At 72.6% G+C, this 26,686-nt stretch carries 18 protein-coding genes, 1 tRNA gene and 1 pseudogene; 9 read left to right on the top strand and 11 right to left on the bottom strand.

Annotated elements, in window-relative coordinates; translation table 11 throughout:
- Positions 1–3 precede the first annotated feature (3 nt).
- The 5 genes from IE313_RS01610 to IE313_RS01590 form a co-directional block, all read right to left on the bottom strand.
- The gene (locus IE313_RS01610) at positions 4–2,388 is read right to left on the bottom strand and encodes a copper resistance CopC/CopD family protein (protein ID WP_373316890.1); all 2,385 of its coding nucleotides are present in this window, start codon (positions 2,386–2,388) and stop codon (positions 4–6) included.
- Positions 2,389–2,398: 10 nt separating this feature from the next.
- Positions 2,399–2,986 (bottom strand): copper chaperone PCu(A)C, encoded by a 588-nt coding sequence (locus tag IE313_RS01605; protein WP_189929012.1) that lies wholly within the window; start codon positions 2,984–2,986, stop codon positions 2,399–2,401.
- 89 nt (positions 2,987–3,075) lie between these two features.
- Complete coding sequence (locus tag IE313_RS01600) at positions 3,076–3,738, bottom strand: SCO family protein (protein WP_189929011.1); 663 nt, start codon at positions 3,736–3,738, stop codon at positions 3,076–3,078.
- Between the two features lie 220 nt (positions 3,739–3,958).
- Entirely contained in the window at positions 3,959–4,702 is a 744-nt protein-coding gene (locus IE313_RS01595) for a YcnI family copper-binding membrane protein (protein WP_189929010.1), read from the bottom strand.
- 229 nt (positions 4,703–4,931) lie between these two features.
- The gene (locus tag IE313_RS01590; RefSeq protein WP_189929009.1) at positions 4,932–5,879 is read right to left on the bottom strand and encodes a hypothetical protein; all 948 of its coding nucleotides are present in this window, start codon (positions 5,877–5,879) and stop codon (positions 4,932–4,934) included.
- A gap of 401 nt (positions 5,880–6,280) precedes the next feature.
- Between IE313_RS01590 and IE313_RS01585 the strand changes: the two genes are divergently transcribed.
- Positions 6,281–6,736, top strand: a complete 456-nt coding sequence (locus IE313_RS01585) for an ATP-binding protein (protein WP_189929008.1) — start codon at positions 6,281–6,283, stop codon at positions 6,734–6,736.
- 84 nt (positions 6,737–6,820) lie between these two features.
- Here the strand turns inward: IE313_RS01585 and IE313_RS01580 are convergent, their stop codons facing one another.
- Together IE313_RS01580 and IE313_RS01575 are read right to left on the bottom strand one after the other, a co-directional pair.
- Positions 6,821–8,338, bottom strand: a complete 1,518-nt coding sequence (locus tag IE313_RS01580) for an aminopeptidase P family protein (RefSeq protein WP_189929007.1) — start codon at positions 8,336–8,338, stop codon at positions 6,821–6,823.
- Positions 8,339–8,531: 193 nt separating this feature from the next.
- Complete coding sequence (locus IE313_RS01575) at positions 8,532–9,998, bottom strand: PP2C family protein-serine/threonine phosphatase (protein ID WP_189929006.1); 1,467 nt, start codon at positions 9,996–9,998, stop codon at positions 8,532–8,534.
- 597 nt (positions 9,999–10,595) lie between these two features.
- Between IE313_RS01575 and IE313_RS01570 the strand changes: the two genes are divergently transcribed.
- Entirely contained in the window at positions 10,596–11,372 is a 777-nt protein-coding gene (locus IE313_RS01570; protein WP_373316889.1) for a bifunctional DNA primase/polymerase, read from the top strand.
- Positions 11,373–12,514: 1,142 nt separating this feature from the next.
- Here IE313_RS01570 and IE313_RS01565 read toward each other — a convergent pair.
- The 3 genes and pseudogenes from IE313_RS01565 to IE313_RS36290 form a co-directional block, all read right to left on the bottom strand.
- Entirely contained in the window at positions 12,515–13,489 is a 975-nt protein-coding gene (locus IE313_RS01565; RefSeq protein ID WP_189929005.1) for a DUF5926 family protein, read from the bottom strand.
- An 847-nt stretch (positions 13,490–14,336) separates the two neighbouring features.
- Positions 14,337–14,909: pseudogene (locus tag IE313_RS01560) on the bottom strand (ATP-binding protein); the annotation flags it as partial.
- Between the two features lie 77 nt (positions 14,910–14,986).
- The gene (locus IE313_RS36290; protein WP_373316888.1) at positions 14,987–16,165 is read right to left on the bottom strand and encodes a glycerophosphodiester phosphodiesterase family protein; all 1,179 of its coding nucleotides are present in this window, start codon (positions 16,163–16,165) and stop codon (positions 14,987–14,989) included.
- Between the two features lie 257 nt (positions 16,166–16,422).
- Between IE313_RS36290 and IE313_RS01545 the strand changes: the two genes are divergently transcribed.
- From IE313_RS01545 to IE313_RS01525, 5 genes are all read left to right on the top strand, one after another.
- On the top strand, positions 16,423–18,042 hold the full coding sequence (locus IE313_RS01545) for a S1C family serine protease (RefSeq protein ID WP_189929004.1): 1,620 nt from the start codon (positions 16,423–16,425) through the stop codon (positions 18,040–18,042).
- A 557-nt stretch (positions 18,043–18,599) separates the two neighbouring features.
- Positions 18,600–18,686 (top strand) — tRNA-Ser (locus IE313_RS01540).
- Between the two features lie 759 nt (positions 18,687–19,445).
- Positions 19,446–20,138, top strand: coding sequence for a dual OB domain-containing protein (locus tag IE313_RS01535; RefSeq protein ID WP_373316887.1), 693 nt, complete (start codon positions 19,446–19,448; stop codon positions 20,136–20,138).
- Positions 20,138–20,752 carry a DUF488 domain-containing protein gene (locus IE313_RS01530; protein ID WP_189929003.1) on the top strand — a complete coding sequence of 205 codons (615 nt, stop codon included), beginning with the start codon at positions 20,138–20,140 and terminating at the stop codon, positions 20,750–20,752. The genes IE313_RS01535 and IE313_RS01530 overlap by 1 nt, the downstream gene beginning before the upstream one ends.
- Positions 20,749–21,186 (top strand): DUF488 domain-containing protein, encoded by a 438-nt coding sequence (locus IE313_RS01525; protein WP_189929002.1) that lies wholly within the window; start codon positions 20,749–20,751, stop codon positions 21,184–21,186. The genes IE313_RS01530 and IE313_RS01525 overlap by 4 nt, the downstream gene beginning before the upstream one ends.
- A gap of 244 nt (positions 21,187–21,430) precedes the next feature.
- Here the strand turns inward: IE313_RS01525 and IE313_RS01520 are convergent, their stop codons facing one another.
- Complete coding sequence (locus tag IE313_RS01520) at positions 21,431–22,315, bottom strand: bifunctional DNA primase/polymerase (protein WP_189929001.1); 885 nt, start codon at positions 22,313–22,315, stop codon at positions 21,431–21,433.
- Between the two features lie 1,329 nt (positions 22,316–23,644).
- Between IE313_RS01520 and IE313_RS01515 the strand changes: the two genes are divergently transcribed.
- Positions 23,645–24,310 carry a SigE family RNA polymerase sigma factor gene (locus IE313_RS01515; RefSeq protein WP_373316886.1) on the top strand — a complete coding sequence of 222 codons (666 nt, stop codon included), beginning with the start codon at positions 23,645–23,647 and terminating at the stop codon, positions 24,308–24,310.
- 596 nt (positions 24,311–24,906) lie between these two features.
- On the top strand, positions 24,907–26,577 hold the full coding sequence (locus tag IE313_RS01510) for a long-chain fatty acid--CoA ligase (RefSeq protein ID WP_189928999.1): 1,671 nt from the start codon (positions 24,907–24,909) through the stop codon (positions 26,575–26,577).
- Positions 26,578–26,686 lie beyond the last annotated feature (109 nt).

Raw genomic sequence — 26,686 nt, 5'->3', positions numbered from 1 at the left:
GGGTCAGCCGATCTTCGCGTTCTTGTAGACGGTCACTTCGTCGATGTCGGAGGTACGGACGGTCAGGGCGAACTGCCAGTCGCCCGCCATCGGGATCTGGACGCCACGCGCCGTCCACTGGCCGGGCGCGATGTGCTCGGGCGTGATGCGCAGCGGGCCGATGTGCTGGGACCTGAGCGTCAGGGCGACCTGCACCTCGGGGACGTCGACCGTCCTGCCCTGCGGGTCCATCACCATGATGTCCATGGTGTTGCGGCCTGGGTGACTGGGGTCGAGGTCGAGCATCACGGTGCCCCGTCCCCGGGGGCCGCCGGTGTCGAAGGGCAGGTCGAGGGAGACCGGAGGAGCCTGCTCCCCGGTGACGACCGCGCCGCCGGCCCGCGCGGCCTCCTCCGCCGTACGGCCCGTCTCCGTCGTGGTCAGAAGGGTGGTGACGGCCAGCACCACGACCGCGACGGCCGCCTCGGCGAGGACCGAGCGGCGCAGTCCGGAGCGAGCCGGGTCGGCATCGCGCAGCCTCCTGCGGCGTGCGGTGGCCATGGCCGCGCGCTGCCGTGCGAGTTGCGCGGCACGAGCGGGGGCGTCCCCGCCGGCGTCCGTGCCTGCTTCCCCTGGTGCGGGGGGCTTCTCCGCGGCGGCGGCTTTCCGGGGGGTGGGGGCTTCCCTCGCGACGGGGGCTTCCTCGGAGGTGGGGGCTCTCCCCGCGCCCGGGGCTTCCTCCGTGGCGGGGGCTTCCTCCGCGGGGGAGGCATGTACCGCCGTGCCGGCTGCCGGCGCCGCGCCTGCCTCCGGCGCGGTGGAGGCGCCCGCCGCCGTGCGGGTGTCCGCGGCCGGGCGGGTGCCCGCCGCCGTGGAGGTGTCCGTGGGGGCGGTGGCGGCGCCGGTGTCCACCGCCGCGGTGGCATCCGCGCGTGCCGCCGCCTGGGGCCGGGGCGCGGCCGCATCCGCCCGCGCGGCGCCGGGCTCGGCGCTCGCGCTGTCCCCGGCCGTGGCCGCCGCGGCGTCCGTCAGCCGCCCGGTCCAGCGGCGCGAGGTGCCGGCGATGGCGACGACCACGGCGACCAGGGCGACCTTGACGAGCAGCAGCCGTCCGAAGTCCGTGCCGGTGAGCGCGGACCAGGATCCGACCTGGCGCCAGGACTGGTAGAGCCCGGTGGCCACCAGCACCAGGACGCTGCCGAACGCGACGGCCGAGAACCGCCGCACCGCCGCCGCCCCGATCGGCGGCGCCGCGTCCGACGGCGCCCGGTACAGCGCGGTGAGCAGCGTCGCGAGGCCGCCGAGCCAGGTCGCCACGGCCAGCAGGTGCAGGACGTCCACCGGGACGGCGAGCCGGGTCTGGATGCCCACGGAGGCGTGTTCGGACAGTGCCCAGGTCGCCGCGAGACCGATCGCGACCACCGCCCCGCCCACCGAGAGCCCGAAGGCGAGGTCGCCCGCGCCCGGGTCCTGCCGGGCGGCACCCCCGCTCTCGCGCCCGCTTCCGGCAGCCGTCCCGTCGCGCCCGCCGCCGTCGCCGGACCCCGGCCCGCCGGCGCCCCCGTCCTCACCGGCACCCGGCCGATCCCCGGCCCCGGCCCGTTTCGCGTACGCACCGAAGAGCACCGCGACGAACAGCGCGGCCACCGCGAGCAGCAGCAGTCGGGAGACGAGCGCCGTGCCCTCCTTGGTCCCCAGTACGTCATGGAGCAGGCCCAGGTCGACGATGTCGGCGACCTTCCCCGACCCGGTGTAGGAGCCGCGCATCAGCAGCAGGGCCAGTGTCGCCGCGGTCATCGCCACCCAGCCGGAGACCACGAGGCGCTGCACCGGCCGTACCCCGGCCCCGCGCGGCCAGCAGGCCAGGACGAACGCGACCCCGCCCACCAGCAGGATGAACCCCGTGTACGACACATACCGTGCGGTGTCGTACAGGGCGCCGACCACACCGCCGCCGGCCGCCCGGTCGGGCAGCGACACGGAGGTCTTCGACGGCGCGCCCACGGAGAAGGTGTAGGCACCGGAGACGGGATGGCTGTCCGCCGAGATCACCTGGTAGGCGACCGTGTAGGTGCCGTGCGGCAGACCCGTGCGCAGGGGCACCCGGTAGGTGTCGCCGCCCGTGTGGACGACCGTGCCGGCGGTGGCGGAGCCCCCCGCCGGGTCGAGCACCCTCAGCCCGCCGGCCGCGATGCTGACCTCCTCGGAGAAGGTCAGCGACACCTGCGTCGGGGCCGCCTGGACCACCGCGCCCTGGCGGGGGTCGCTGCCGGTGAGCGCGGCGTGCGCACCGGCGGGCGCGGCGGCCGCGAGCAGGGCTGCCGCGCAGGCGAGCGCGCACAGCACGAACGCGTACAGCGCCCGGCGGCGCTGTCCGGTCGGACCGGGGCGGAAGGGGGTGCTCTGCACGGTCAGCTCCTCACGGTGTTCTCGCGCTGCCGGCGCCGTCCGGCGGGGTGCCAAAGGCGCCGCCGGCGCCCGGGTTGTAGGTGGCGGGCCGGACCGGGACCTTGACGGTGAGCGTCCCCGAGCGGCGGAAGTGCAGCCGGACCGTCACCGTGTCGCCCACCTTCGGCTTGTGCGTGAGCTGTTCGAACATCAGATGGTTGCCGCCGCGGGAGAAGTCCAGCGCGCCGTGCGCGGGCACCGGGAAGGAGTCCTGCATCTCCATCCGCCCGTTGCGGGTGCGGTGCAGCGTGACCCGATCGGCGATGTCGCTGGTCACAGAGGTGAGCGTGTCGGCTCCGCCGGTGTTGCGCACGACGCAGAACCCGGCCGCCAGACCGGTGGTGACGGGCACGGGGAGGAACGCGCCGCTGATCCGCAGGTGCGGTCGCGCCGCCGTGTCCGCCGCGGCCTGCCCGCCGCTCCTGCCTCCGGTGCCGTCGGTGCCGTCGGCTCCGGAACCGCCACCGCACCCGGCGAGCGCCCCGCAGCCCACCACGGCCGCCAGCGCGAGCGCCACCACCCGGGCCCGTGCTCCGGCTGCCGCCGTCGGTGCCGCCATGGCCGCCGGTGCTGTCGGTCCCGTGGTGTCCGTCGCGGTCGTGTTGCTCGTCGCTGCTGTTGCCGCCGTCGCCGCGGCGCCGCGCCGCCTCACGGCCGCTGCCCCTGCACTATCTTCGGCAGGTCCTTCGTGTAGTCGTCGACGGTGGCGTCCTCGTGGTAGAGCAGGTAGCCGCCGTCCGACTTCGGCGAGAAGGCGACGACCTCGGTGCCGTGCGTCGACACGACGGTGCCGTCCTTCTCCTTCTTCGGCGGGTCGATGCTGATGCCGAGCTGCCGTGCGGCGTGCTGGATCGTCGCGAACTTCCCGGTCAGGCCGATGAACTCGGGGTCCTGCTGGCGCAGCCAGCTACCGAGCGCGGCGGGGGTGTCCCGCTCCGGGTCGGTGGTGACGAAGACGACGCGCAGCTTCTCCTGTACGGCCTTGGGTAGCTGCTTCTTGGCCACGGCGATGTTGCTCATCGTCAGCGGGCAGATGTCGGGGCAGTGCGTGTAGCCGAAGTAGAGCAGTGTGGGGCGGCCCTTGGTCCGCTCCCGCAGGTCGTACTTCTCGCCGTGGGTGTCGGTGAGGACGAGGTCGGGCTTGGTGAAGGGCGGGTCGAGCACGGTCAGGGCCCGCCGGCCGGAGTGGGCGTCGGCCTGGACGTCGACGGGCTTGGAACTCTCGTCTCCGCTGCCGCCGCCGCACGCGGACAGGGCCAGTACGGCCGAGGTCAGCAGGGCCGCGGCCAGGGGCAGGGTCTTCTTGCGCATGAATGGTCGTCCCAGATGGTGTGGTCCCCGGGGTGCACCGGAGCGGTGTGTCCCCGGGCTGGTGCGTCCCGGGGCGCGTGGCGGAGCGGGCAGGCGGCCCGCACCCCGTACGGCACCGTACGGGGGCCACGCGCTCCGGAAGGGCCCCGGGTCGGCCGTGGCCGGCCCGGGGCGGTGGCCGGTGGGCCCGGGCGTGGCCCGAGCGTGCCGGCGCGCGGAATCAGTTGGTGCGGCGGCGTCCCGCCAGCACGCCGAAGGCCACACCGAGTACGCCCACGACGATGCCGACAACGCCCAGGACGCGCGCGGTGGTGTCCGAGCCGCCGGAATCGTCGGCCGCGGCGGTGGTGCTTGCGCCGGTGCCCGTCTTCCCCTCCTGGGCCCGGCTGCCGGCCGCCTGCGCACCGCCGGCCCCGTCCTCGGCGGGCGGGGCGGTCAACTGGAGCACGGGTGCGGGGTTGTCCGGCTCCGGTCGGCCCTTCTGCTGTACCTCGATCCAGCGCACGATCTCGTGGTTGGAGTAGGTCTGCAGGGCCTTGAACGTGAGCGAGTCGGCGTCCTCGGGCAGTTTGCCGACCGAGACAGGGAACTTCTGGAAGTAGCCGGGCTCGATGCCGTCGCCGTCCGCGGTCCAGGTCACCCTGGAGACCGCCTCGTCGACGGTGCCGCCCTCCGACTTCAGCGGCGTGGCCAGCCGGCTCCTGGTGATCTTGATGGTCCACCCCGGGACCGGCTGCGGCGCCACGGAGGTGAGCGGGTGCTGCTGGTAGGGGAAGTCGACCTCCAGCTTGGTGGTCGAGGCCTTGTCGCGCTCGTTGGGCACCTTGAAGTCGAGCACGGCGTATCCGCCCTTGGCGGCCTCGCCCTCGGAGGCCACGCTGACGTGTGCGAAGGCGGGCACGGACAGTCCGAGGACGGCGAGCGCGGCGGTGGCTCCCACCACGCCGACGCGGGAAAGCTTCATGTCGGACACTCCACGGTCAGGAGAGGTTCGGTGCTCACCGGCGGCCACCGGTGAGGAAGTGCACGGTGCTGTGCAGCGCGACACCTCTCGTGGAGTACCGGACGGCGGCGGGCGGAGGCGCCCGTCGTCCGGTGGCCCCGGTGCCCGGGCCGCGGCAGGAGCGCGCGGAGGAGCACGAGGACCACCTGGCCGGGTACGGAGGACCGGTGGCCGGTACGGCGGTGTCGCGTCAGGCTGCGAGGAGGCAGGGAAGGGCGCGGGGCGGCCCGCGCCGGATCACCGTGTGCTGGAGAACGGCCGCGTGGGGCGGCGGCGGGGCGGGCGCGGCGGGGTGCGGAGGGCGCGGGCCGGTGCGGCCGGCGCAGGGCAGTCCGGCGCGCAGGGCGCACACCAGGGCGAGCGCGGCGCGCAGCGCACGGACCAGCGCGGCCTCCGCGACACCCTGCGCGGAGAGGGCGAGGAGCCGGAAGACCGCCAGGTCGCCGCGGCGCAGCAGCCATCCGGCGACCACCGCCGCCAGCAGGTGCCCGAGCACCATCGGCAGCGATGGCAGCATGGGCACGAGGTGCAGCAGGGACACCGTGTGCGGGGCCGGCAGCGAGGCGTCCGCGAGCCCGGGCAGGCCGCCCGTCTGACCCAGCACGCCGGCGGCACCCGGCGCGGCACCGGCCATGTGCGCCTCGGCGAGCTGCGAGGACACCGCCCCGCTTCCGGAGGTCATATCGGCCATATGTGACATACCAGGCATATGTGCTGCCATGGCCCCGGAGCGCTCGGCGCCGGAGGCGACGGCCGTGCCCGGGTGGCCCGCGCCCGCCGCGGCCGCCGCGGCGCCGCGCACCAGCCGTGCGGCACCGCCCGTCAGCCCGGCTCCCGCGGCGGTGTTCGGCACCGCCATGTCGCACTGGCCCAGGCCGAAGAGGGTGTGCAGGGCGATCTGCCCGACCGCGAGCACCGCCGTGATGCCGGGGAGCGAGCGCTGCCGTCCGGCGAGCGGCACCACGACCAGCAGCAGGCCGCCGAATCCGGCGGCCAGCGTCCACAGTGGGACGGTGGCCTCGGAGGCGAGGCTGTGGCCCGCCGCGGACAGCGCGACGCAGACCGCGGTGAACACCGCGGCCCTCAACAGCCGGAGGCCGGCTCCGGCGCGTGCCTCGCGCGGGCGGGGGGCAGTCATGGCTGGGCCATCATCCCATTGCGTACTGGTGTTCCACGCGGCAGGTCCGCAAGGTCATATTAGGTCCGAATAGGTCACACTGAGTCGCTATTCCATGCACTATCCGTAAAAGTTCCTGGAATTCAATGGCATAGGGCGTTCCCTGAGTGGCTGACTTTGACAGAAACACCAGGCGTGTTTCTTCGGATCGCACACGCCGGGACCGGCTCCCGCCGCCGCACTTGCCTACGCCGTCCGCGCAGGTCCGCTGTTCAGGGGGTGTTGTGCGCCGTGTTCCATACCTTGACCGCCCTGCTTCGCGCATCCGCCGAACGGGCGGTGTCCGATACGCGTAGGGCTTACTTCCGCCTGCTTGAGGCAATACGTATCGGTATGTCGAGCCGCACCGAGGAGGCTGGAGCATGAGCATCTCGTGGTCACTCCACTTGCGGCGTGAAGCTGCGAGCGTGCCGCTTGCCCGGCGCCTGCTGATCGGCGCGATGGAGACCGCCGGAGTCGATCCGGACATCTCCTACGACCTCTCCGTCGCGCTCAGCGAGGCATGTGCCAACGCTGTCGCGCACGGCGGGTCTGCCGCCCCGGCGGGATCGTCGGGCGCGTATCAGGTCACCGCCTATCTCGACGGCGAGAAATGCCGTATCGAGGTGGCCGACTCGGGCCCGGGCTTCCCGGCCGGCCGCCCGCGGGCCGTCACCCGCCCGGCCCCGTCGAGCACCGAGCACGGCCGAGGACTCGGTCTCATCGAACAACTCGCCGACCATGTGCACTTCGGCAACAAGCCGGGGCAGAGCGGAGCGGTGGTGAGCTTCGACAAGATCCTCAAGTGGCGGGAGGACGCGCCACTGGTCGCCGTGTAGAACGCCTGGAACATCCGGAAGGTCCGGCACATCCAGAGAACGGGCCGGGGCGAACGCCCCGGCCCGCCGCGTCGGGGATCCGGCTCACCCCCTCAGCTTCGCCATCCACGACTCCACCTCGTCGGAGCGGCGCGGCAGGCCGGCCGACAGGTTCCTGTTGCCGTCCTCGGTGACGAGGATGTCGTCCTCGATGCGGACACCGATGCCCCGGTACTCCTCGGGCACCGTCAGGTCGTCGGCCTGGAAGTAGAGGCCGGGCTCGACGGTGAGGCACATGCCCGGTTCGAGTACGCCGTCGGCGTAGGTCTCGCGGCGGGCCACCGCGCAGTCGTGCACGTCCATGCCGAGCATGTGGCCGGTGCCGTGCAGCGTCCAGCGGCGTTGCAGGCCCAGCTCCAGGACCCGTTCGACCGGCCCCTCCACCAGGCCCCACTCGACCAGCCGGGTCGCCAGCACCCGCTGGGCCGCGTCATGGAAGTCGCGGTACTTGCCGCCGGGCTGCACGGCGGCGATACCGGCCTCCTGTGCCTCGTACACCGCGTCGTACACCTTGCGCTGCACGGCGTTGAACCGGCCGTCCACGGGCAGGGTGCGGGTGACGTCCGCGGTGTAGAGGGTGTGGGTCTCGACGCCCGCGTCCAGCAGCAGCAGTTCGCCGGAGCGCACCGGGCCGTCGTTGCGCACCCAGTGCAGGGTGCAGGCGTGGGCGCCCGCGGCGCAGATGGAGCCGTAGCCGATGTCGTTGCCCTCGACGCGGGCGCGCAGGAAGAACGTTCCCTCGATGTAGCGCTCGCTGGTGGCCTCGGCGCGGTCCAGCACCTTCACGACGTCCTCGAAGCCCCGCACCGTGGAGTCCACGGCCTTCTGGAGTTCGCCGATCTCGAACTCGTCCTTCACCAGCCGCGCCTCGGACAGGAAGAACCGCAGCTCGTCGTCCTGCTCGCGGGTGACCTTGTCGGTGAGCGCCGCCTCGATCCCGGCGTCGTGGCCGCGCACCACGCGGACCGGGCCCGTCGCCTCCCGCAGGATCCCCGGCAGCTCCCGGACGTCCGCCGCCGGGATGCCGTACCGCCGCTCGGCCTCCGCGAGCGAGTACCGCCGCCCGACCCACAGCTCGCCCTGGCCGTCCAGCCAGAACTCGCCGTTCTCCCGGTTGGAACGGGGCAGCAGGTAGACGGTCGCGGTGTGCCCGCCGGCGGTGGGCTCCAGGACGAGGACGCCGTCCTGGGTCTGGTCGCCGGTCAGGTACGCGTACTCGACGGACGCGCGGAAGGGGTAGTCCGTGTCGTTGGACCGGGTCTTCAGGTTGCCGGCCGGGACCACCAGGCGCTCGCCCGGGAACCGCGCGGAGAGCGCGGCGCGGCGGGCGGCGGTGCGGTCGGCCTGGGCGATGGGTGCGAGGTCGTGCAGTTCGGTGTCGGCCCAGCCGGACTTCATGTTCTCCGCGAGCTCGTCGGAGACGGCGGAGTACAGACCGTTCTTCCGCTGCTTGATCGGCTTCTCGGCGGGCTGCTCGTCCGCGGCCTCGGGGGACGGCGACGGCTGCTCTTCGGCCACGGTCTTCTCCTCTACTACGGCACGCAACGCCTGGACCCCGTCCATCGTAGATCGGCGGCCCGGGCGCGGTCAGTGGCCTTGCCCGTACGGCGGCTCCGCCCGGCGCACCCCCGTCCGCCTTCCCGCCACGCCCCCGTCCGTCCGGGGCGTGCCCCCGCCCGCCCCTGAGGTGTGCCCGGGCGCCCTGACACGTCCCCGGGCGCCCTCCGGCGCACCCCCGCCCGTCCCGGGGCCTGCCTCAGGCGAAGCAGGCCCCCAGCAGCACCACGTCCGCGTCGTCCCGCCCGCAGGACCGCCCGCCCCCGGCGCTCCCGCCGCCCGCGACCAGGGCCTGGGGAGCGGCCTGGGGAGCCACCATGCGCCCCAGTACGTGGTCGACCACCGCCGCAGGGTCCCCCCGCACCTCCTCGGGCACACTCGCGGCCGCCGCGTGCAGCCGGGCGAACGCCCGGTCCATGGGCTCCCCCGTCCGCCGCAACAACCCGTCCGTGCAGAGCAGCACCGTTTCTCCCGGCCCGGGCGAGAGCTCCACGCTCGGCGCCTCCCAGCACGAGAGCATCCCCAGCGGCGCGGAGAGCGACGTCTCCACGAACTCCGTGCGGTGCGCACCCACGATCAGCGGCGGCGTGTGCCCCGCCCCGGCGAACGTGATCCTGCGCACCGCGGGCTCGCAGTAGGCGAAGAGCGCCGTGGCGGCGCGCGCCGGTTCCGTCAGCCGCATCAGCAGTTCGAGATCGGACAGCACCGCGACCGGATCCTCGCCCTCCATCAACGCGTACGCCCGCAGCGAGGCCCGCAGCCGTCCCATCGCGGCCACCACCCCGGGCCCCGACCCGGTGACGGAGCCGACCGCGAGCCCCAGCGCGTCCTCGGGCAGCGGCAGTGCGTCGTACCAGTCGCCGCCGCCCCCCGGCCCGGTGCGGTGCCGCACGGCCAGCCGTACCCCGGCCACCCGCGGCAACCGGGCCGGCAGCAGCTCCTGGGCGAGCGTGGTGAGAGCGGTACGCGCGCGTTCCAGTTCCAGCAGCCGGCCGAGGTGTTCGGTGGCGTGCCGGGCGTAGAGGCCGATCAGGTGACGGCGGCGCTCGGTGGGTTCGGCGGGCTCGTCGTAGAGCCAGACCACGGCGCCGAGCCGGCCCGCCGCCTTGGTGGTGAGCGGCAGCGCGTAGCTGGCCCCGCAGCCGAGCCGGGCGTTGACCTCGCGGTGCCGCGGATCGAGACCGTCCTCGGACGGCAGGTCCGGATGGACGATCTCCCGCTCCCCGCCGGGCATCCCGGCAGGTGTGTCGAGCAGCAGCCCGTGCGAGGTGGCGGCCCTCGGCACCGTCTCCAGATGCCCGAGGTCGGCACGGGAGAGGCCGAAGCCGAGCGTGGTGTCGGGGCCGAGTCCGTCGGACGGTTCCAGGACCACCAGACCGCGCCGTGCGCCGACGAGGGCGGCGCCGGCGCGCAGCAGTTCGTGCAGGGCGTCCTGGAGGCGCCCGGTGCGCGTCAGGCGCTCGATGAGCTCGTGGAGCGTGGTGAGATCGGACACCCAGCCCGCCAGGCGGTCCTGGAACGCGGCCGCGGGTCCGGACGGCTGAGCGAGGGGCGCAGAGGCGCTTGCGGCGGAGGTGGGGTGGCCGCCGGACGGCGCGGCAGTGTGTGCTGGCGCCGGGACCGTGGAGTCGATTCCAGCCACTTTCGGAAGATGCGGAGCGCTCATGGTGTCCAGCTCTCAGGACGGTGCGTACTCCACAAAAGCATTGCAAACCCCCTGACATCCCGCGTCTTTCCGCGCCGCTGGCCCTGCTGGCAATGGCTCCACATCTACACGCAGAGATACGTAGATGTCCAGTATTGTCCTAGTCGGATTCGTGGTGCCGCATCCCGCCCGTCACGCATGGAACTTGGCCAAAAAGAGCTGCAATGAAGGGCATATTGCGGTCGACTGGTTTCGTTCAACGGAGCGTCACGACGGCCGCGATGGGTACGTAATCGGTGACGGTCAGGGGTACCCGGGAATTGAGTGATCCTCGGAACCTGACGGCGGACCCGGGCGTCATAACCACCGACGGTCGTGCTTCTATCCTCCGTGGCGGAGGCGGCGATGGCCATGTGGACGGCACATCGCCGGGCACCGTCACCCCACGCCATGCCCATGCTTTGAACAGCGCAGTATGGACAACAGCCAGTGCTCGGCCCAGAGGGGTTTCCCCTGCCCGTGCAGGGGTGTGACGCGCCAGCACGTACGCGTAGTGAAGTGATCGACACATGCTGTGATGTGGTCCTCGGCGTTCAACGCGGAAAGGAACGAGCGCTCATGCGCGAGATCCTCGGAAGGCGACGCAGGCTCCTGCCCAGGTGGACCTTCGGACGGAAGAACGGCAAGGGGAACGGGGACGAGAGCCCCGTGAGCGGCGCACGCACCGGCAAGGAAGGCAGCGGCGACGGCATCAGGTCCGGCGGCAGAAAGGGCCGGCCCGACATGGCCGGCGCGGCGCTGACGTTCGCGACCGAGTGGCAGTGGCCGGTGCTGCCGGGCGTCGCGCTCCAGTCCCACCGCGGCACCCGCGGTACCCGCTGCGCGTGCCCGGACCCCGAGTGCGCGGTGCCGGGCGCCCACCCCTTCGACCCCGGTCTGCTGGCGGCCAGCACCGATGAGCGCATGGTCCGCTGGTGGTGGTCCAACCGCCCCACGGCCCCCGTCGTGATGGCCACCGGAGGCCGCGCGCCGTGCGCCGTCAGCCTCCCCGCGGTCGCCGCGGCACGGGCCCTTGCCGTACTGGACCAGCAGGACATCCGGCTCGGCCCGGTGGTCGCCACGCCCACCCGCTGGGCGATCCTGGTGGCGCCGTACTCGATGGAGCAGCTCGGCGCCCTGCTCTACGCCAAGGACTTCGTCCCCGGCTCCCTGCGCTTCCACGGCACCGGCGGCTACATCGCCCTCCCGCCCTCCCCCACCGGCCAGGGCCAGGTCCGCTGGGAGCGTGCGCCGCTGCCGGGTTCCGCCGCCCCCTGGGTGCCCGACGTCGAAGCCGTGGTGGACGCGGTGGTAGACGCCCTGACACACCGCGGTGTGAGCGCGCCGGAGATGTAGGGCAGTAGGCCGCCGCATACGTAGGGCAGTAGGTCGATGGTGCGGGTGAGACTCGGCGGTGCGGGTGAGTACGTCGGCGGTGCAGGCCGGCTCGCCCCTGGTGCAGGCGGGCGTGCCTGAGATGTGAGCGGGTGCGCGCCGGTGGTGCGAGCGGGTGTGCCGGTGATGCAGGCGCGACCCGCGCGCCGTGCCACCCGGCACCGTGCCACCCGGCACCGTGCATCCGGTGCCATGCCGCACGGCGCCGTGTCACCCGTCCGGTGGAGGACGGTGCGCCGCAGGCGAACCCGGGGGCTCCGGCCCCCGGGGCCCCACTTCCGGGCGCCCCGTGCACCGGAACCCGGCGCTCCCGTCCCCGGAACCCCGCTTCCCGCACCACCGGCCCCCGGAACCCCGCTTTCCGCATCCCCCGGCCCCCGGAACCCCGCTCCACGGACTCACGTTCGCCATCCCACCCGAGTCCGTTGGACCGTGCCCCACCCTCTGCCGGGGTCCACTGCGCCCCATCCGCCGCATCCGCTCCCGCACCGGGCTCATCCCCGTTTCCAGGACCCTTCCCGGCCAACTGCGGGCACTGCCGGTCGTCCTACCCCTGACCTGCCCGTCGCCCTTTGCGGCTGACCGACCAGTCAGCTAAGGAACGCGGGAAACGACGGGTGACTCCTGTCACAACTCCCCATCCACGCAGGTAAATCGGCGTCTGAATGGCCGAGATCGAATTTGCTAACCGGCGATCTCTTGTTACCGTTCATATAGCCCGGTTGCTGGTGCATCCCCCGTCGCCAGCAACCGGGCGCTCGCATACGGGGTCCGTGGACGACCCGGCTCGTCACTCAGCGCAGCCCACGGCACGCGGTCCCCGCCGCACGGACAGCGGACGGCCGGCACCCCTCGGGTGCCGGCCGTCCTGTCCTTCGCGGGGTTCGGCGTCCACGCTCTCTCGCCACTTCGGCCGGGCCGTTCGGCGCACGGACCCATCGGGACCGACGCACGCGCCCGACGCGGCGGGCGGACCCGCGGGCCGCGGCATGTGCGCGCGGCGCCCCGTACGGCCCCTCGCGAGCGGGCCGGAGAAGGCCGGGGCCGCGCGCGGACGAACGCCTTGCGTGCGCCGTCCACCCGGGCCCCGCAGCCGTGTTCCCTCAGCTCAGCGTGACCTGCCGGTTGGTGAGTCCACCGCGGGCGCGGCGCTCGTCGGACGTCAGCGGGGCGTCCGAGGCCAGGGCGGTGGCCAGCCGTTCCGCGAACTGCGCCGCGGGCTTCTCGGTGTCCTGCGCGGACATGGCGCTCGGCAGGTCCCAGACCGGCACGGTCAGGCCGTGCGCACGGAACGAGCCGACCAGACGGGTGCCTTCGCCCAGCGACGAGGCATCCGCCGCGTGCAGCCTGGCGAGCGCGTCGAGCAACCGCTCCTCGGGATGCTCCATCACCCAGCGCAGATGGTTCTTCTCCGGGGTCTCGCACCAGTACGCCGAAGGCACCCCGGAAAGCTTTGCGGTCGGGATCGCCGCGGCGTTCGCACGTTCCAGTGAGGCCGCGACCTCCGCAGTGGCGTTCTCCGCGTCCGGCACCCAGAACTCGAAACCCGCGTGCACCACGGGCTCGAAGGGCGCCTCGGGGTCCAGCAGGTCCTGCAGCCGCGGCCCGTCCGGGGGCACTCGCCGTCCCGCCACCGGGGAACCGGGCTCCGAGGTGAGCGCGCGCTGCAGCGTGTCGGCGAGGTCGCGGCTGATGTCACCGGAGGAGATGTCGTTCTGCAGGCCGAGCAGCACCGCTCCGTCGTCGCGGCGCAGCGCGGGCCAGGCCATCGGCAGGACCGTGGCCAGGGTGACCGAGGGGACGTCGTCCGGCAGCCCCTCCCGCAGGGTCAGCTCGACGGTCGCCGCGGGCACCAGCTCGCGCAGCGCCACCCAGTCGCCCTCCGCGGCCAGCCCCTCGAACGGACGCTGCACCAGCTCGGTCGCCGCATGGGCCGCGGCCCGACCGTGACAGGCCTTGTAACGGCGGCCCGAGCCGCACGGGCAGGGCTCACGGGCACCGACGACCGGAACGCTTCCGTCCGCACCTGTGCTCTGCTGCGGGCGCCTGGCCCTGGTCTGGGCGCGCTTCTTCGCCATCGTGGGCATCTCCCGGTTACGGCTCGTCTCGTACGGCGCGAGCCTAGCCGTTCGCGTGGACGGCCCGGGGAAACGGGGAAACGGCGAAACGAGGAAACGGGGAAAACGGGGAAAACGGGGAGATCCGGGGGACGCCCGGGTGGGGACGGGCCACCGGCACGATCGGGCGGCGCGATCGTGCGGCGCGGGCGACGGCTGGGGCGGGCGGCGGGCGGCGGGAGCGGAGGCCGGGGCGGGCGGCTGGGGCGTCCGGGCGGTGGGTGGGCGTCCGGTGTGGATTTGCGTTCGGTGCGCGGGCGTTCCGTGCGCGTGGGCGTTCGGTGAGTGTGGGTGTCCGGTGTGGTTGGGCGCCCCGTGCGTGGGTGTCCGGGTGCGTGTGGGCGTCCGGGCGGCGGGACGGCATCTCCGCCCGTCGGACCGGGGTGGACTCGGACTCGCCCCGCGAACGGCGCGCGCACCGGCGGGATGCCGGGAAGACCGGATGCCGGGAAGACCGGACGCCGGGGAGAGGGGCCCGCGGCGGCCGGGGCACTCGTCAGGAACCGGGGTACGCGGGGCGAGTCAGGCACGCGGGCGAGCTGGGGCGCCTGCGGGCCGGGGCGCCCTGCGGGCCGTCGGGAGCCGGGGCGGCTCACTCCGGGTCGTCGAACGGCTCCGCGAACTCCCGGTCGGCGCGGCCGGACAGGGGGCGCGAGGGCAGACGGGCGCCGAGCTCACCGCCGAGCCGGTGCGCCTGGCGGTGGGCGTGGGCGGCGGGGGCGGCCCCGGTCCTGCGGGCCTGCTTGCCGACGGCGGGCCGAGCGGCGCTTTCCGAACGGGCGCCGTGGACGCCGTTCTCGGCGCGAGGGGCGCGGCCGACCACGCGGCCCGCGCCGTCGGAGCGGCGGGCGGGAGCGGGTTCCTTGTGGACCACGACCCAGACGGTGACCTCGCCGTGCGGGTCGTCGCGTACGCCCCAGTCGTCGGCGAGGGCGGTGATGATGTTGAGCCCGCGGCCGCCGTGGGCGGTGACCGAGGGCTTGGCCGGAACCGGGCGGGTGGGACCACCGCCGTCCGTGACCTCGACCGTGAGCCGGCCCGCCGTGTCGATGCGCCAGGCAGCCATGACGTCCCCGTCGCCGGCCGGCGCGTCGCCCAGTGGCCTGCCGTGCCGGCAGGCGTTGCTGAGCAGTTCGGAAAGGATGAGAACGGCATCGTCGACGACCGTGTCGGAAACCCCGCTGACGCGCAGTTGATCACGCATGCAACGTCTCGCTTTTCCCACGCCCGCAGGGCCATGGGGAACGGCCATGCTCGACGACGCGGGCACCTCCTGTGCCACCACCAACGCCACCCCCGAGACCTCCTTTGCCCCACGCCACGGTGTGGATGCCCCGGCCCGCTGGACCGGAAACCGGCCAGGCCCCCTACCGTGACGCATTACTCACGCTCGAATACGCATCGAACGCGCCGGTGTACGCCTGGTAACCGACGTTATGGGTGGCCGGGTAACCGCCGTTATGCGCGGCCGAGCCGGTGCAGTACCTGTTTCGGGCGGTTGGTGATGATGGCGTCCACGCCGAGCGCGACGCACAGGTCCACGTCCGCCGGCTCGTTGACGGTCCATACGTGGACCTGGTGGCCGGCCTCCTTCAGCCTGGTGACGTAACCCGGGTGGTTGCGGACGATCCGCATCGAGGGCCCCGCGATGCGCACTCCGTCGGGCAGCCTGCCCTCGCGGTGCCGCGGTGAGACGAACTGCATCAGGTAGACGGTCGGCAGGCCGGGCGCGCGGGCGTGCACCCGCTGCAGGGAACGGGCCGAGAAGCTCATGATCCGCACAGGTGAGGGCTCGGGGACGGCCGCGTACTGCGCCGACTTCGCACCGGCCGCCGTGCCCGCGGCCTCCGCACCGGCCGGTCCGACCGGCGCCCCCGGGCCACCCTGCCGCTGCGGGGCGCGGGAGGCCCGTGCCGCGGCGCCGTGCGCGCCGGCGCCCGGCCGGTGCGGCCGCCCGGCATCGGTCCCCCCGCGCGCTGCCCCGGAACCGCCCTCCCTGGGCTGTGTCCCGGAACCGTCCTCCCTGTGTGCCGTCTCGGAGGCGTCCTCCTTGTGTGCTTCCTTGTGTGCTTCCTCACGCCGGTGGCCGGGTGACCCCTCCCCGCCACCGCCGGCGGCCGGGCGCGGGGCGTCCAGGCCGAAGCGGCGCAGTGTGGCGAGCAGCCGCTCCTCGACCTGGCCGGCCCAACGGGTCGGATGCTTGGTCTCGATGGCCAGCTCGATCCTGCGGTCGGTGTCCGCGATCAGGCCGAGCAGCCGTTCCAGGGTGAGTACGGAGGTGTCCTCGGCGCTGAGGGGGGTGCCCGGCGGGCCGTTCGACGCGTCCCAGTCCGGACCCTCCTCCCAGCCCGGAGCGTCGGCGCCGGGCGCACGCCGCTTCCAGGAGCCGAAGTCGAGCGCGGCGAGCTCCGACAGCTCGAGTGCCGAGACCGCTCCGCGGCCGTTGGACGTACGGTTGACCCGCCGGTCGTGCACGCACACGAGATGGCCGTCGGCGGTGAGCCGGACGTCGCACTCCAGGGCGTCGGCACCGTCCTCGATGGCCTTCTTGTACGCGGCCAGGGTGTGTTCGGGGGCGTCTTCCGAGGCCCCTCGGTGGGCGACGACCTGAATGGCATGCTGGCGTGCGTCGGTCACCGCGTCATGGTGCCACTCCGACGGGGTAGGCGTGCGACCGGTGACGGCCCGCGCCCGGCCGCGTTGGGGATGCGCCGATTTGGTGTGACGTGTCCGATGTAAAGGATGGGCCCGGACGCACAGCATCGGCTTACAGTGCCCTGACGCCCGGTAGGAAAGGCTGACGGCGTACAAATGCACAGCCTGGACCGCGCCGTGCCGTGAACATGCGACCGAGTGCTGTCGAGACCTGCAGCCGTGGATTGAGGAGAAGAGCTGTGAGCACCGAGAACGAGGGCGCTGCGGTACCGCCTGCCCCGTCCGCACCTCCCGTGCCGGTGGAGTCTCCCGAGCCGGCGGGTTCCCCCGCGGCGCCTTCCGCTGCGGAAGCCCCGGCCGCCGGGCAGGACCCGGCCGCCACGGCCGTGCAGCATCCCGTCCAGGATCCGCCGCCGGCCGCACCCGACGCCGGGACCGCGCGGATGCCGGCGTACCCGCCGCCCGCGCCACCCCAGCCCGGCGGTCCTGTGGCCCAGGGCCCGGGCCAGGCGCCCGACCGGCCCCCCGTCCAGCCCGGCCACCCGGGCCAGGCCCCGGGACAGCCGGGGTACGCACCCGGGCAGCCCGGTGCCACCGGGTCGCCGGCCTCCGGCGAGTGGCCGGCCCCGCCGCCCGCCACGCCCATGTACGCGGACGCGGGCGCGGGCGGCGGTGCCGGATGGGGCTCCTCGTACCAGTCCCCGGAGCAGCGGCCCGGTGGTCGCCGCGGCGGCGGCGGACTCGTCGCGGCCGTGCTGGTGGCGGCGCTGGTCGCGGGCGGCATCGGCGGCGGTATCGGCTACTGGGCCGCCGAGCGCAGCGACAACGCGACCGACTCGACGACCGTCTCCGCCTCCAATGGCCCCTCCGACATCAAGCGCTCGCCCAACTCCGTGGCGGGCATCGCCGCCCGGGCCCTGCCCAGCGTCGTCACCATCGAGGCGCAGAGCGGCAACGGCGACGGCGGCACCGGCACCGGTTTCGTCTACGACAAGCAGGGCCACATCCTCACCAACAACCACGTCGTGGCGGCCGCGGCCGGCGGCGGGACGCTCTCGGCGACCTTCTCCGACGGCAAGAAGTACAGGGCCGAGGTGGTGGGGCGGGCCCAGGGCTACGACGTCGCGGTCATCAAGCTGAAGAACGCGCCGTCCAACCTGAAGCCGCTGCCGCTCGGTGACTCCGGCAGGGTGGCCGTCGGCGACTCCACCATTGCGATCGGCGCGCCCTTCGGCCTGTCCAACACGGTCACCACCGGCATCATCAGCGCCAAGGACCGCCCGGTGACCACGAGCGAGAGCGGCAACAGCAACGACGCCTCGTACATGAGCGCCCTGCAGACCGACGCCTCCATCAACCCGGGCAACTCCGGCGGCCCGCTGCTCGACGCGCGCGGCGCGGTGATCGGCATCAACTCGGCCATCAAGCCGTCGAGCGACGGCGGCATGGGCGGCGGCGGCCAGGGCGGCTCGATCGGCCTCGGCTTCGCCATCCCGATCAACCAGGCCAAGAACGTCGCCAAGCAGCTCATCAAGACAGGCCAACCGGTCTACCCGGTGATCGGTGCCTCCGTCGCCCTGGACGACCAGGCCCAGGGCAACGGCGCGGTCCTCTCCGACCAGGGCCCGGGCGGCTCCCAGCCCATCACCCCGGGCGGCCCCGCGGACAAGGCGGGCCTGAAGCCCGGCGACGTCATCACCCGCTTCGACGACTCGGTGATCGACAGCGGCCCGACCCTGATCGGCGAGATCTGGAACCACCAGCCGGGCGACACCGTCAAGATCACCTACAAGCGGGACGGCAAGGAGCACACGGTCAACGTGACGCTGGGCGAGCGCAAGGGCGACAGCACGAGCTGAGCACCGCCGACACCAGGGGGCTGCCGGCCACCCGGCAGCCCCCTCGGCACGCCTGCCTCTCGCCCCCAGCGCCTACCGCCCGCCCGGGGCACGGGTCTGGGCCTGGACCTGGGCACGGGTCTGGGCCTGGGCACGGGTCTGGGCACGGGCCTGAGCCTTCGGGCCGTCCCTGAAGCTCGGGCGTTCCGGCTGTCCCGGGGTGCTCGGGTGCTCGGGTGCTCTGGCTGTCCCCGGGCGCTCGGGTGCGCGATCCCCTGATGTTGGGCCCGGGCCATCGGCCGGGCGCGGGCTGGGGTGGGTCTTTCCGGGGGCCCGGCGATGAGCCTGATGTTCGGGCTTACGTGGGCTCGGTACTCGGCCTGGCGCAGGGTGGGGTCGGGCCGGCGGGGCCCGGCACGGCCGCGGCAACGCGGCGGCCGCACGGCCCGGCGGCGCTCTCCGCGAGGAGGCGACGGGGGGAGAACTGGTGCGGTTGCGGGCGCACGGTGGGCACGCCCCCGTACCTGCCCGGCCCACCCGCTAGGCTGTACCCGCCCCGCCCAGGTGGGCGGCGGCGGGGAGGCGTGCCCGAGCGGCCGAAGGGAACGGTCTTGAAAACCGTCGTCGTGGCAACACGACCGTGGGTTCAAATCCCACCGCCTCCGCGCAGACGGTAAGGCGTCGCAGGCCAGAAGGGGTGCCCTCGATCGGGGGCACCCCTTCTGTGCGCGCTGTCTCACCCCGGCTCGCTCGCTCGCCCGGATCCCAGTAGCTGATCGTGCGGGTGGGGTCCCTGCGGGCCGGGAAGCGGACCGGAGAACCGATTCCGCGGCTGGACCTACCGGCGGACCTTGCGCGGCCCGAGTCGGACGCACCGGAGCAGGATGACGGGGGCCACCGGAGCGATTGCCTTTGGGATCTGGGGCCTGTGTGCGGGGCGTACCGGGCCACTGCGGCGAGAACGGTTTCGGCGGAGTTCGGCCGCCGCCACTCGACGCCTGCGCTTCTCCCCTTCTGGGTTTCCATGGGTGCGTCCCTCTCTTGTCCGTCATGCCGACTGGATGCGAGGACATTGGGGGCCGGCTGGAGGTCAGTCGCCTGACCTGCGGTTGCAGAGCAACTCCTGTCACCCGTACACACGTTGGCGGACCCTGTTTCACCTTCGGTGATGCCTAACCTCGCGGAGTTCCAGGGGGAGTTGATGCAGGCCGAAACCCGCCCCTGGAACCGGGTCGGGGGTCGGCGGGATACGCGTGTGGGTGGCGAGAGGAATGCCGCCGCGCTTCAGTGGCTGCCGGATGTCCGCTGCCAGACGTCCCTGTGCCTCCGAACGAATCCCGCCGGAGTTGTCGAAAGAACACCCGAATGAGTCGATCGGGCGGTAATATGACGTATTTGGGGGAAGGTGGACTCGGGAGGGGCGAATGGTGACGACCAAGCAGTTGGTGTGCTTAGCGAATTCTCGCAAACCCGGCGGGCGGTGCATCGCGGGGATCGAGAGTGGTACGAATAATTGGGTTCGCCCCATCAGCAGGGGGCACGGTGAAGGGGTCGCGGAAAAGGAGCGCCAATATGTGAGTGGCGCGGAGCCGCGCGTGCTTGACGTCATATCCATGCGGCTTCTCAGGCATCGGCCGGACGGCTTCCAGTGCGAGAACTGGCTCCTCGACCCCACTCTCCGTTGGGAAAGGAAGGGGCGGATCGGGTGGGGTGACCTCTGTCGCCTGGAGCAGCACCCCAGACGATTATGGATCAACGGGAGCAGTTCAAGCGAGGGTATGAACAACCAAGTGCCGGCCTCCCGACAGGACGCAGTGTCGGACTCGCTCAAACTCATCCGGGTGGATGCCGTGAAGATAAGGGTGGTCCCCCCTTTCAGTCAGGCCTCCGATCAGAGACCCGTCGTATATGCTCATTTTTACTACGCGGGAATGAAGTACGCGCTGAGGGTGACCGACCCCATGTATGAAGAAAGGTACAGGAGGATGGGGCTTGGGTGTTACGGGTTAGGTGAGTCCTTTCTGACGATAAGTCTGGCGAAGGAGTTCCGCGAGTATCTCTATAAATTGGTGGCTGCTATAATCGAGCGAACCGAAGTCGCATCAGGTGGTGGGTGATGGCTCCGAACGCTGTGGTGACGATCGGTCACTCCACGCACGAATTTCCGACACTGATAAAGCTGCTTCGGCAGAGCAACGTCACGGCAGTCGCTGATGTCCGGTCGATTCCCGCCAGTCGCTTCGCGCCGCAGTACAACCAACGCCCACTGGATCTCGGCCTCCACGAGGCGGGCATCAAGTACGTCTTCCTGGGCAAGGAACTCGGGGCGCGCACGGACGATACGACCTGCTACGTCGACGGGCGGGTGCAGTACGGTCGCCTCGCGCAGACCCACGAGTTTCTGAGCGGGATTGAACGTTTGGCAAAAGGAGCAGAGGTCGAGCGCATCGCAATTATGTGCAGCGAGGGCGAGCCATTGAACTGCCATCGCACGGTGCTCATCGCGCGGGTGCTCTCGGAGCGCGGCATGACCATCGGGCACGTCCACGGCAACGGGCGGGTCGAGAGCCACGCCTCCGCGATGGAACGCCTTATGGTCAAGTTCGGACTGGCGGAGGCTGAGCTGTTCCGCACGCCGGACGAGCGACTGGAAGACGCGCTCAGCCGCCAGGAAGACCAGATCGCATACGTCAAAGAGGCGTTCCGTGCCGGTAGGACGGCAGGCGTATGAGAATCCACACCATCGGCTTCACGAAGAAGTCTGCCGAGAAGTTCTTCGGTCTGCTGCGTATGTCGGGAGCGGCAACCCTCGTCGACGTCCGGCTCAACAACACCTCACAACTGTCAGGTTTCGCGAAACGGGACGATCTCAAGTATTTTCTGGGCGCGCTCTGCGAAATGGATTACGTGCACCTGCCCGATCTGGCACCGACACAGCCCATGCTCGATGACTTCAAGAAGCAGCGCACCGGCTGGGCTGCGTACGAAGGCAGTTTCCTGGCACTCATGGAGCAGCGGGGAATCGAGGAGACCGTCCCGCAGGAACTGCTGAACAACGCGGTCCTGCTCTGCAGCGAGGACAAACCCCACCACTGCCACCGTCGGTTGGTCGCGGAGTATCTCGCGCAGCGCTGGGGTGGCGTCGCCGTCGAGCATCTGGTCTGACACGCGTTCCGTCCGGTTCCGGTATCCGCGATGCCTGTGCAGTCGTCATTGGGCGGTGCCGGTCAGGAGCCGGCGGTGTGTGCGGACTCTCAGCAGGACGCGTTGTGCGCCGGGGCGGGAGGTGGTGGTGTCCCAGGCGTACTTCTGCTGGAAGGCGGACCAGATGCCCAGTGCGGCCTTCGGCTCCGGACGTCCTCGTGGGACCCGCCCCGGCTGACCCTCGTACGGCTCCAGGGCCGGCCGGTCAGCCGCGTCCGCGCGTGGCCGTCAGCCGGGCCGCCGAGGCGATCGTGGTGCGGGCCTCCTGTTCGGTGAGGCCGGTTTGCAGGGCCGCGGCGACCAGGGGCGCCGTGAGGGTTTCGGCGAGGCCGTTCTCGTGGGCGCGGCAGGCGGCCCAGAACAGGCGGGTGTTCCGTTGTCCCTCGTGCGATGCAAGGACGAACTGGACGAGGCCGGCTCCCCGTTGGCCGTCCGGGTCGGGCGCGGCGTGGTACGGGTGCGCGGGCGGCGGCAGGAGCAGGCGCAGGAGCGCGGGCGGACAGGGCGCGGGCCGCAGGTGTCCCGTGCCGGGGGCGGCGCTGTAGACGCCGTGCGCCGTGAGGGAACCGGGGCCGACCAGATAGCCGCCCGCGCCCCGTATGTCGATGCCGGGGGCCAGTCGGCCGACGGAGTTGGGCACCGCCACATCCGGCGGACCGCTCAGCCACACGTGGCGGCCGTCGCTCGGCGTGATCACCACGACCGTGGCCGGAATGGTGAACAGGTGCCGCAGTGCCAGCTCGCGCAGCGCGGCCGACGAGTCCGTGCCCGGTTTGGTGTCCAGGTCGACGCCGACGAGGTGGTGCGGCGGCACACCGCAGGCGACGCCGTAGGCGGTGGCGCGGGGTGCGGCGGCGAAGAGGGCGCGGACACGCCGCGGGTCACTGGACGCGTCGTACACGCCGTGCCCGAAGCTTCCGCACTCGCCGCGGCAGGGTGTGGGCAGAGGGTCGTCGTGATGCGGTGAGCGCAGCGCCGGGAGCTTGGTGCGGGACAGCGGGAGGACGGACAGCCCGCGCTCGGCCGCGGCCAGGGCATGGGCGAGGGCCAGGGCTGCGGCGGGAGCGGCGTGTCGGTCGGTGGTGGCCATGGGATTATTTTCGTACGCACGTTCGATAAAGGGAAGGGGGGTGGGGTGCGAGAGGGCGGGGGTTCGAACGGGCGTGTCTCGGAGGGGCGGCGGGGCCCGTGTGGGCTGGAACTCGCGTGGGGTGCTGGCGTGGGTGGTGCTCGTGCAGGTGGTGCTGGCGTAGGGGCGCCCTGGTCCGGCGCCCCGGCGCCCCGGCGCCCCGGCGCCCCGGTGGCCCCGTAGCCCGGGGCTCGGGGCCCATAGCCCGGGGGCCGTGCCCCGGTGGTCGATGGTGTGCGTGGGTCGGTGGCTGGTCGAACAGGCCACCCGGTTCGAACAGGACCCCCGGGTCGGGTGGTCCGGGGAGCCTCGTGGGTTTACCGGGAGGGGATCACGCTTGCGAGCGAATCGAGACTCTTGAGGTGGTTCGGCCGGTTCCGGTGGGCAACTCTGAACTCGCAACGCCGTGCTCACCGCATCCGCTGGGTGGGCCTCCGTTGCCGCCCGAGGGGCGGGAGCAGGGGAGTTGGGGAGAGCAAGGAGAAGCGGGGAGCTGGAGGAAGTGGGCCGGCGAGCTGGTGGAGTCCGGGAGCTCCGGCAGTTCGAGGGGTGGGTCGGGGGAGCCGGAGTGAGGAGCCGGTGACCGTGTGGCCGGTGCCTGGGGGACAGGGGTGGCGGAGTGAGGTTCGGGAAGTCGAGGTGGTTGCGGGGAGCAAGGCAGGAGCCGTGCCGACGGCACGAGGTTGGTTCGAGGTCGGTTCGAGGCCGCGTGAGGTCGCATTCGGGGTGGTGCCGAAGCCGTCTTCGAGGTCGTGCGGGGGGTAGGGGGATTCCGCGCTCTGCTGGGGACACGTGAGGAGGTGGTGAGGGGGCTCCCCCGGGGTGGGTGTGAGGGGCTGTGCGGCGGTGCCTCGGGCATCGCCGCACAGTCGTGTGCGGGGCCGTGGACGGGAGGGGGCAGGAGGGGAGCAGAGAGAGGGAGACGGGGCGCGAGGGGGAGGAGTTGTGAGGTGCCGGGGGTGTCGGGGGTGTCGGGAGTGGCGAGGGATAGCGGGAGGTGTCGGGATGGTTCCGAGTGGCTCGCCGGGCCGGGGGACGGGGACCCGGGGGCGTCGCGGGCCCCGGGGCATCGAGGGCACCCGGGTTCCCGGGGGAGCGTGGGCCCCGCGGGTCCCGTGGGCCCCGCCCGCACCGGCCGCACCGTTCCGTCAGGGACGACCCGCAGGGGTCGAAGCGCTTGCCTCCACCCTCAGGAGGTGGAGACAGCCCCCCTCCTACAACCTGAGGCGGACAGCGCTTCAGGACCTGCGGCCGATCCCGGGATATGGGGGACGAATCTAGCGTGGAGTCATGACCGTTCTTCTGGCGCCGCCAGTCCGCACCAGCCCCCCTACGACCACGGGGCGCGCACCCGCGGTACCCCCGGCGCCCGCGGCACCCGCTGCCCCCGCGGCGCACCCGGTGCGCGCGGTGCGGACCGCAACGGCGCACACGGCGCACGATGCCTATGTGGCGCGACACACCTACGCCTCCTTCGCCTCGTACGTCCGCGCCCGTGGCCCCGTCCTGCTGCGTACGGCACGGTCGCTGACCTCCAACCCGTCCGACGCCGAGGACCTGTTGCAGACGGCGCTCACGAAGACGTACGTCGCATGGGACCGCATCGAGGACCACCGCGCACTCGACGGCTACGTCCGCAGGGCCCTGCTGAACACCCGTACCTCGCAGTGGCGCAAGCGGAAGGTCGACGAGTTCGCCTGCGAGGAGCTGCCGGAACCGGAGAACGCCCCGGCGGAGGACACCGCGGAGAGCCAGGCCCTGCGGGACGCGATGTGGCGCGCGATCGTCAAGCTGCCCGCCCGGCAGCGTGCGATGGTGGTCCTGCGCTACTACGAGGATCTGAGCGAGGCCCAGACCGCCGCGGTCCTCGGCGTGTCGGTGGGGACGGTCAAGAGCGCCGTGTCGCGTGCGCTGAGCAAGCTACGCGACGACCCGGAGCTCATCCCGGCCGCCTGACCGCCCACCTGACCGCCCACCTGGCCGCTCATGGGACCGTCCGCCGCCGGTCCGCCACCCGTTGGCGGTACGCCGCCGGTCGTTGCCCGTCGCCCGCCCGTCGTCCGTCGCCCATCCCCCACTGGCCGTTGGCCGGTCGGCCGTCGTCTGTCCGTCGAGCCTCCGTCTTCCGTCCTTCCGCCGGTCTCCCGCCGTCCTTCCGCCGGTCTCCCGCCGTCCTTCCGCCGGTCTGCCGTCGCCCTTTCGCCGGTCTGTCGTCGACAGTCCGTCGATCTGCCGGCGCCGCCCGCCCGTACGCGTGGTCCGGCCGGCCCCCGGAGTACCGTCCAAGCGGACCGCGGACCGCGGACCGGCCCGGAGCACCGTCCGAGCGGACCGCGGAGCGACCCTGAGTGCCGCCCAAGTCGGACTCGCCATGGCCGTAACGCGCCTCTCCATGATCGATCATTGCCACGGGTAGTGACATACCGGCCGGTATGCACGGACAATCGCCGCACCCCTACTGCCGCGCAGGCCGCCCACGCGCGCGTAGCCGTCCGTGCGCGTACAGGTGGCGGCCGGTGGCAGGTGTACGCCACGCCGCCCGGGAGGATGCTGTGCTCAGCACCATGCAGGACGTACCGCTGACCGTCACCCGCATCCTCAGGCACGGTGCGCTGGTGCACGGCGCGTCCACGATCACCACCTGGCGGGGAGCGGACGAGGAGCCGCACCGCCGTGGTTTCGCGGCCGTCGGGCAGCGGGCTGCACAGCTCGCGCACGCGCTCCGCGACGAGCTGGGGGTCCGGGACGACGAGCGAGTGGCGACGCTCATGTGGAACAACGCCGAGCACGTCGAGGTCTACTTCGCCGCTCCCGCCATGGGCGCGGTCCTGCACACCCTGAACCTCCGGCTCCCCACCGACCAACTGGTGTGGATCGTCAACCACGCCGCCGACCGGATCCTCGTCGTCAACGGCTCGCTGCTGCCGCTGCTGGCGCCGCTGCTGCCGAAGATGCCCACCATCGAGCACATCGTCGTCTCGGGACCCGGCGAGCCGTCCGTTCTCGAAGCGGCACTGGAGCAGGGCCCGGTGCGGCCGCACGTCCACGACTACGAAGAGCTGATCGCGGGCCGGCCCACCGACTTCGACTGGCCCGACCTCGACGAGCGCCGGGCCGCCGCCATGTGCTACACCTCCGGCACCACCGGCGACCCCAAGGGCGTCGTCTACTCGCACCGCTCCATCTACCTGCACTCGATGCAGGCCAACATGGCGCAGTCGATGGCCCTCACGGACCGGGACACCAGCCTGGTGGTCGTGCCGCAGTTCCACGTGAACGCCTGGGGCCTGCCGCACATGACCTTCATGACCGGCGTCAACCTGCTGATGCCGGACCGCTTCCTGCACCCGGGCCCGCTCGCGGAGATGATCGAGACCGAGCGGCCTACGCACGCCGCCGCCGTCCCGTCCATCTGGCACGGCCTGCTGGCCGAGCTCCGCGAACGGCCGCGCGACATCGGCTCGCTGACGCAGGTCACCATCGGCGGCTCGGCCTGTCCGCCCGCCCTCATGACCGCCTTCGACGAGCTGGGGGTGCGGCTCTGCCATGCCTGGGGCATGACGGAGACCTCCCCGCTCGGCACGGTCGCCCGGCCGCCGGCGCACGCCCACGGCACCGACGAGGAGTTCGCGTACCGCATCACGCAGGGCCGTTTCCCGGCCGGCGTGGAGGCCCGGCTGACCGGTCCGGACGGGCGGCGGCTGCCGTGGGACGGCAGGTCGGCGGGCGAACTGGAGGTGCGCGGGCCGTGGATCGCGGGCGCGTACTACGGCGGCCAGGACGGCGAACCGCTGCGGCCCGCGGACAAGTTCAGCCCGGACGGCTGGCTGAAGACCGGCGACGTCGGCACCATCACCCCCGACGGCTATCTGGTCCTCACCGACCGGGTGAAGGACGTCATCAAGTCGGGCGGCGAGTGGATCTCGTCCCTGGAACTGGAGAACGCGCTGATGGCGCACCCGGACGTCGCCGAGGCCGCCGTCGTCGCGGTGCCCGACGACAAGTGGGGCGAGCGGCCGCTCGCCACCGTCGTCCTCAAGGACGGCGCCACGGCCGACTTCACCGCCCTGCGCGACTTCCTCGCCGGCCGCCTGGCCAGGTGGCAGCTTCCGGAGCGCTGGACGGTGGTCGGGGCGGTGCCCAAGACCTCCGTCGGCAAGTTCGACAAGAAGGTCCTCCGGCGCCAGTACGCGGACGGCGAGCTGGACGTCACCCGCATCTGAGGCCCGCCCGCCCGTCCGCATGCCCACGGCCCGGACTCCGCCACGCGCGCGTGCGTGCCGCCCGTTCAGGCCGTGGGCCGCTCAGGCCGTGCCGCCCGCTCAGCCCGTG

Origin of the sequence: Streptomyces sulfonofaciens (assembly GCF_014656295.1) — a bacterium.
Classification (GTDB): Bacteria; Actinomycetota; Actinomycetes; order Streptomycetales; family Streptomycetaceae; genus Streptomyces; species Streptomyces sulfonofaciens.
The sequence above is the reverse complement of the archived record's forward strand: the minus strand, read 5'-3'. Positions and strand labels throughout refer to the sequence as shown.

What these genes read in the sequence shown, in the direction of transcription:
- IE313_RS01605 (WP_189929012.1), bottom strand. Translation starts at nt 2,986, where the DNA reads ATGGCGGCACCGACGGCGGCAGCCGGAGCACGGGCCCGGGTGGTGGCG.
- IE313_RS01600 (WP_189929011.1), bottom strand. Translation starts at nt 3,738, where the DNA reads ATGCGCAAGAAGACCCTGCCCCTGGCCGCGGCCCTGCTGACCTCGGCC.
- IE313_RS01595 (WP_189929010.1), bottom strand. Translation starts at nt 4,702, where the DNA reads ATGAAGCTTTCCCGCGTCGGCGTGGTGGGAGCCACCGCCGCGCTCGCC.
- IE313_RS01590 (WP_189929009.1), bottom strand. Translation starts at nt 5,879, where the DNA reads ATGACTGCCCCCCGCCCGCGCGAGGCACGCGCCGGAGCCGGCCTCCGG.
- IE313_RS01585 (WP_189929008.1), top strand. Translation starts at nt 6,281, where the DNA reads ATGAGCATCTCGTGGTCACTCCACTTGCGGCGTGAAGCTGCGAGCGTG.
- IE313_RS01580 (WP_189929007.1), bottom strand. Translation starts at nt 8,338, where the DNA reads ATGGACGGGGTCCAGGCGTTGCGTGCCGTAGTAGAGGAGAAGACCGTG.
- IE313_RS01575 (WP_189929006.1), bottom strand. Translation starts at nt 9,998, where the DNA reads ATGAGCGCTCCGCATCTTCCGAAAGTGGCTGGAATCGACTCCACGGTC.
- IE313_RS01570 (WP_373316889.1), top strand. Translation starts at nt 10,596, where the DNA reads ATGCGCGAGATCCTCGGAAGGCGACGCAGGCTCCTGCCCAGGTGGACC.
- IE313_RS01565 (WP_189929005.1), bottom strand. Translation starts at nt 13,489, where the DNA reads ATGGCGAAGAAGCGCGCCCAGACCAGGGCCAGGCGCCCGCAGCAGAGC.
- IE313_RS01535 (WP_373316887.1), top strand. Translation starts at nt 19,446, where the DNA reads ATGGTGACGACCAAGCAGTTGGTGTGCTTAGCGAATTCTCGCAAACCC.
- IE313_RS01530 (WP_189929003.1), top strand. Translation starts at nt 20,138, where the DNA reads ATGGCTCCGAACGCTGTGGTGACGATCGGTCACTCCACGCACGAATTT.
- IE313_RS01525 (WP_189929002.1), top strand. Translation starts at nt 20,749, where the DNA reads ATGAGAATCCACACCATCGGCTTCACGAAGAAGTCTGCCGAGAAGTTC.
- IE313_RS01520 (WP_189929001.1), bottom strand. Translation starts at nt 22,315, where the DNA reads ATGGCCACCACCGACCGACACGCCGCTCCCGCCGCAGCCCTGGCCCTC.
- IE313_RS01515 (WP_373316886.1), top strand. Translation starts at nt 23,645, where the DNA reads ATGACCGTTCTTCTGGCGCCGCCAGTCCGCACCAGCCCCCCTACGACC.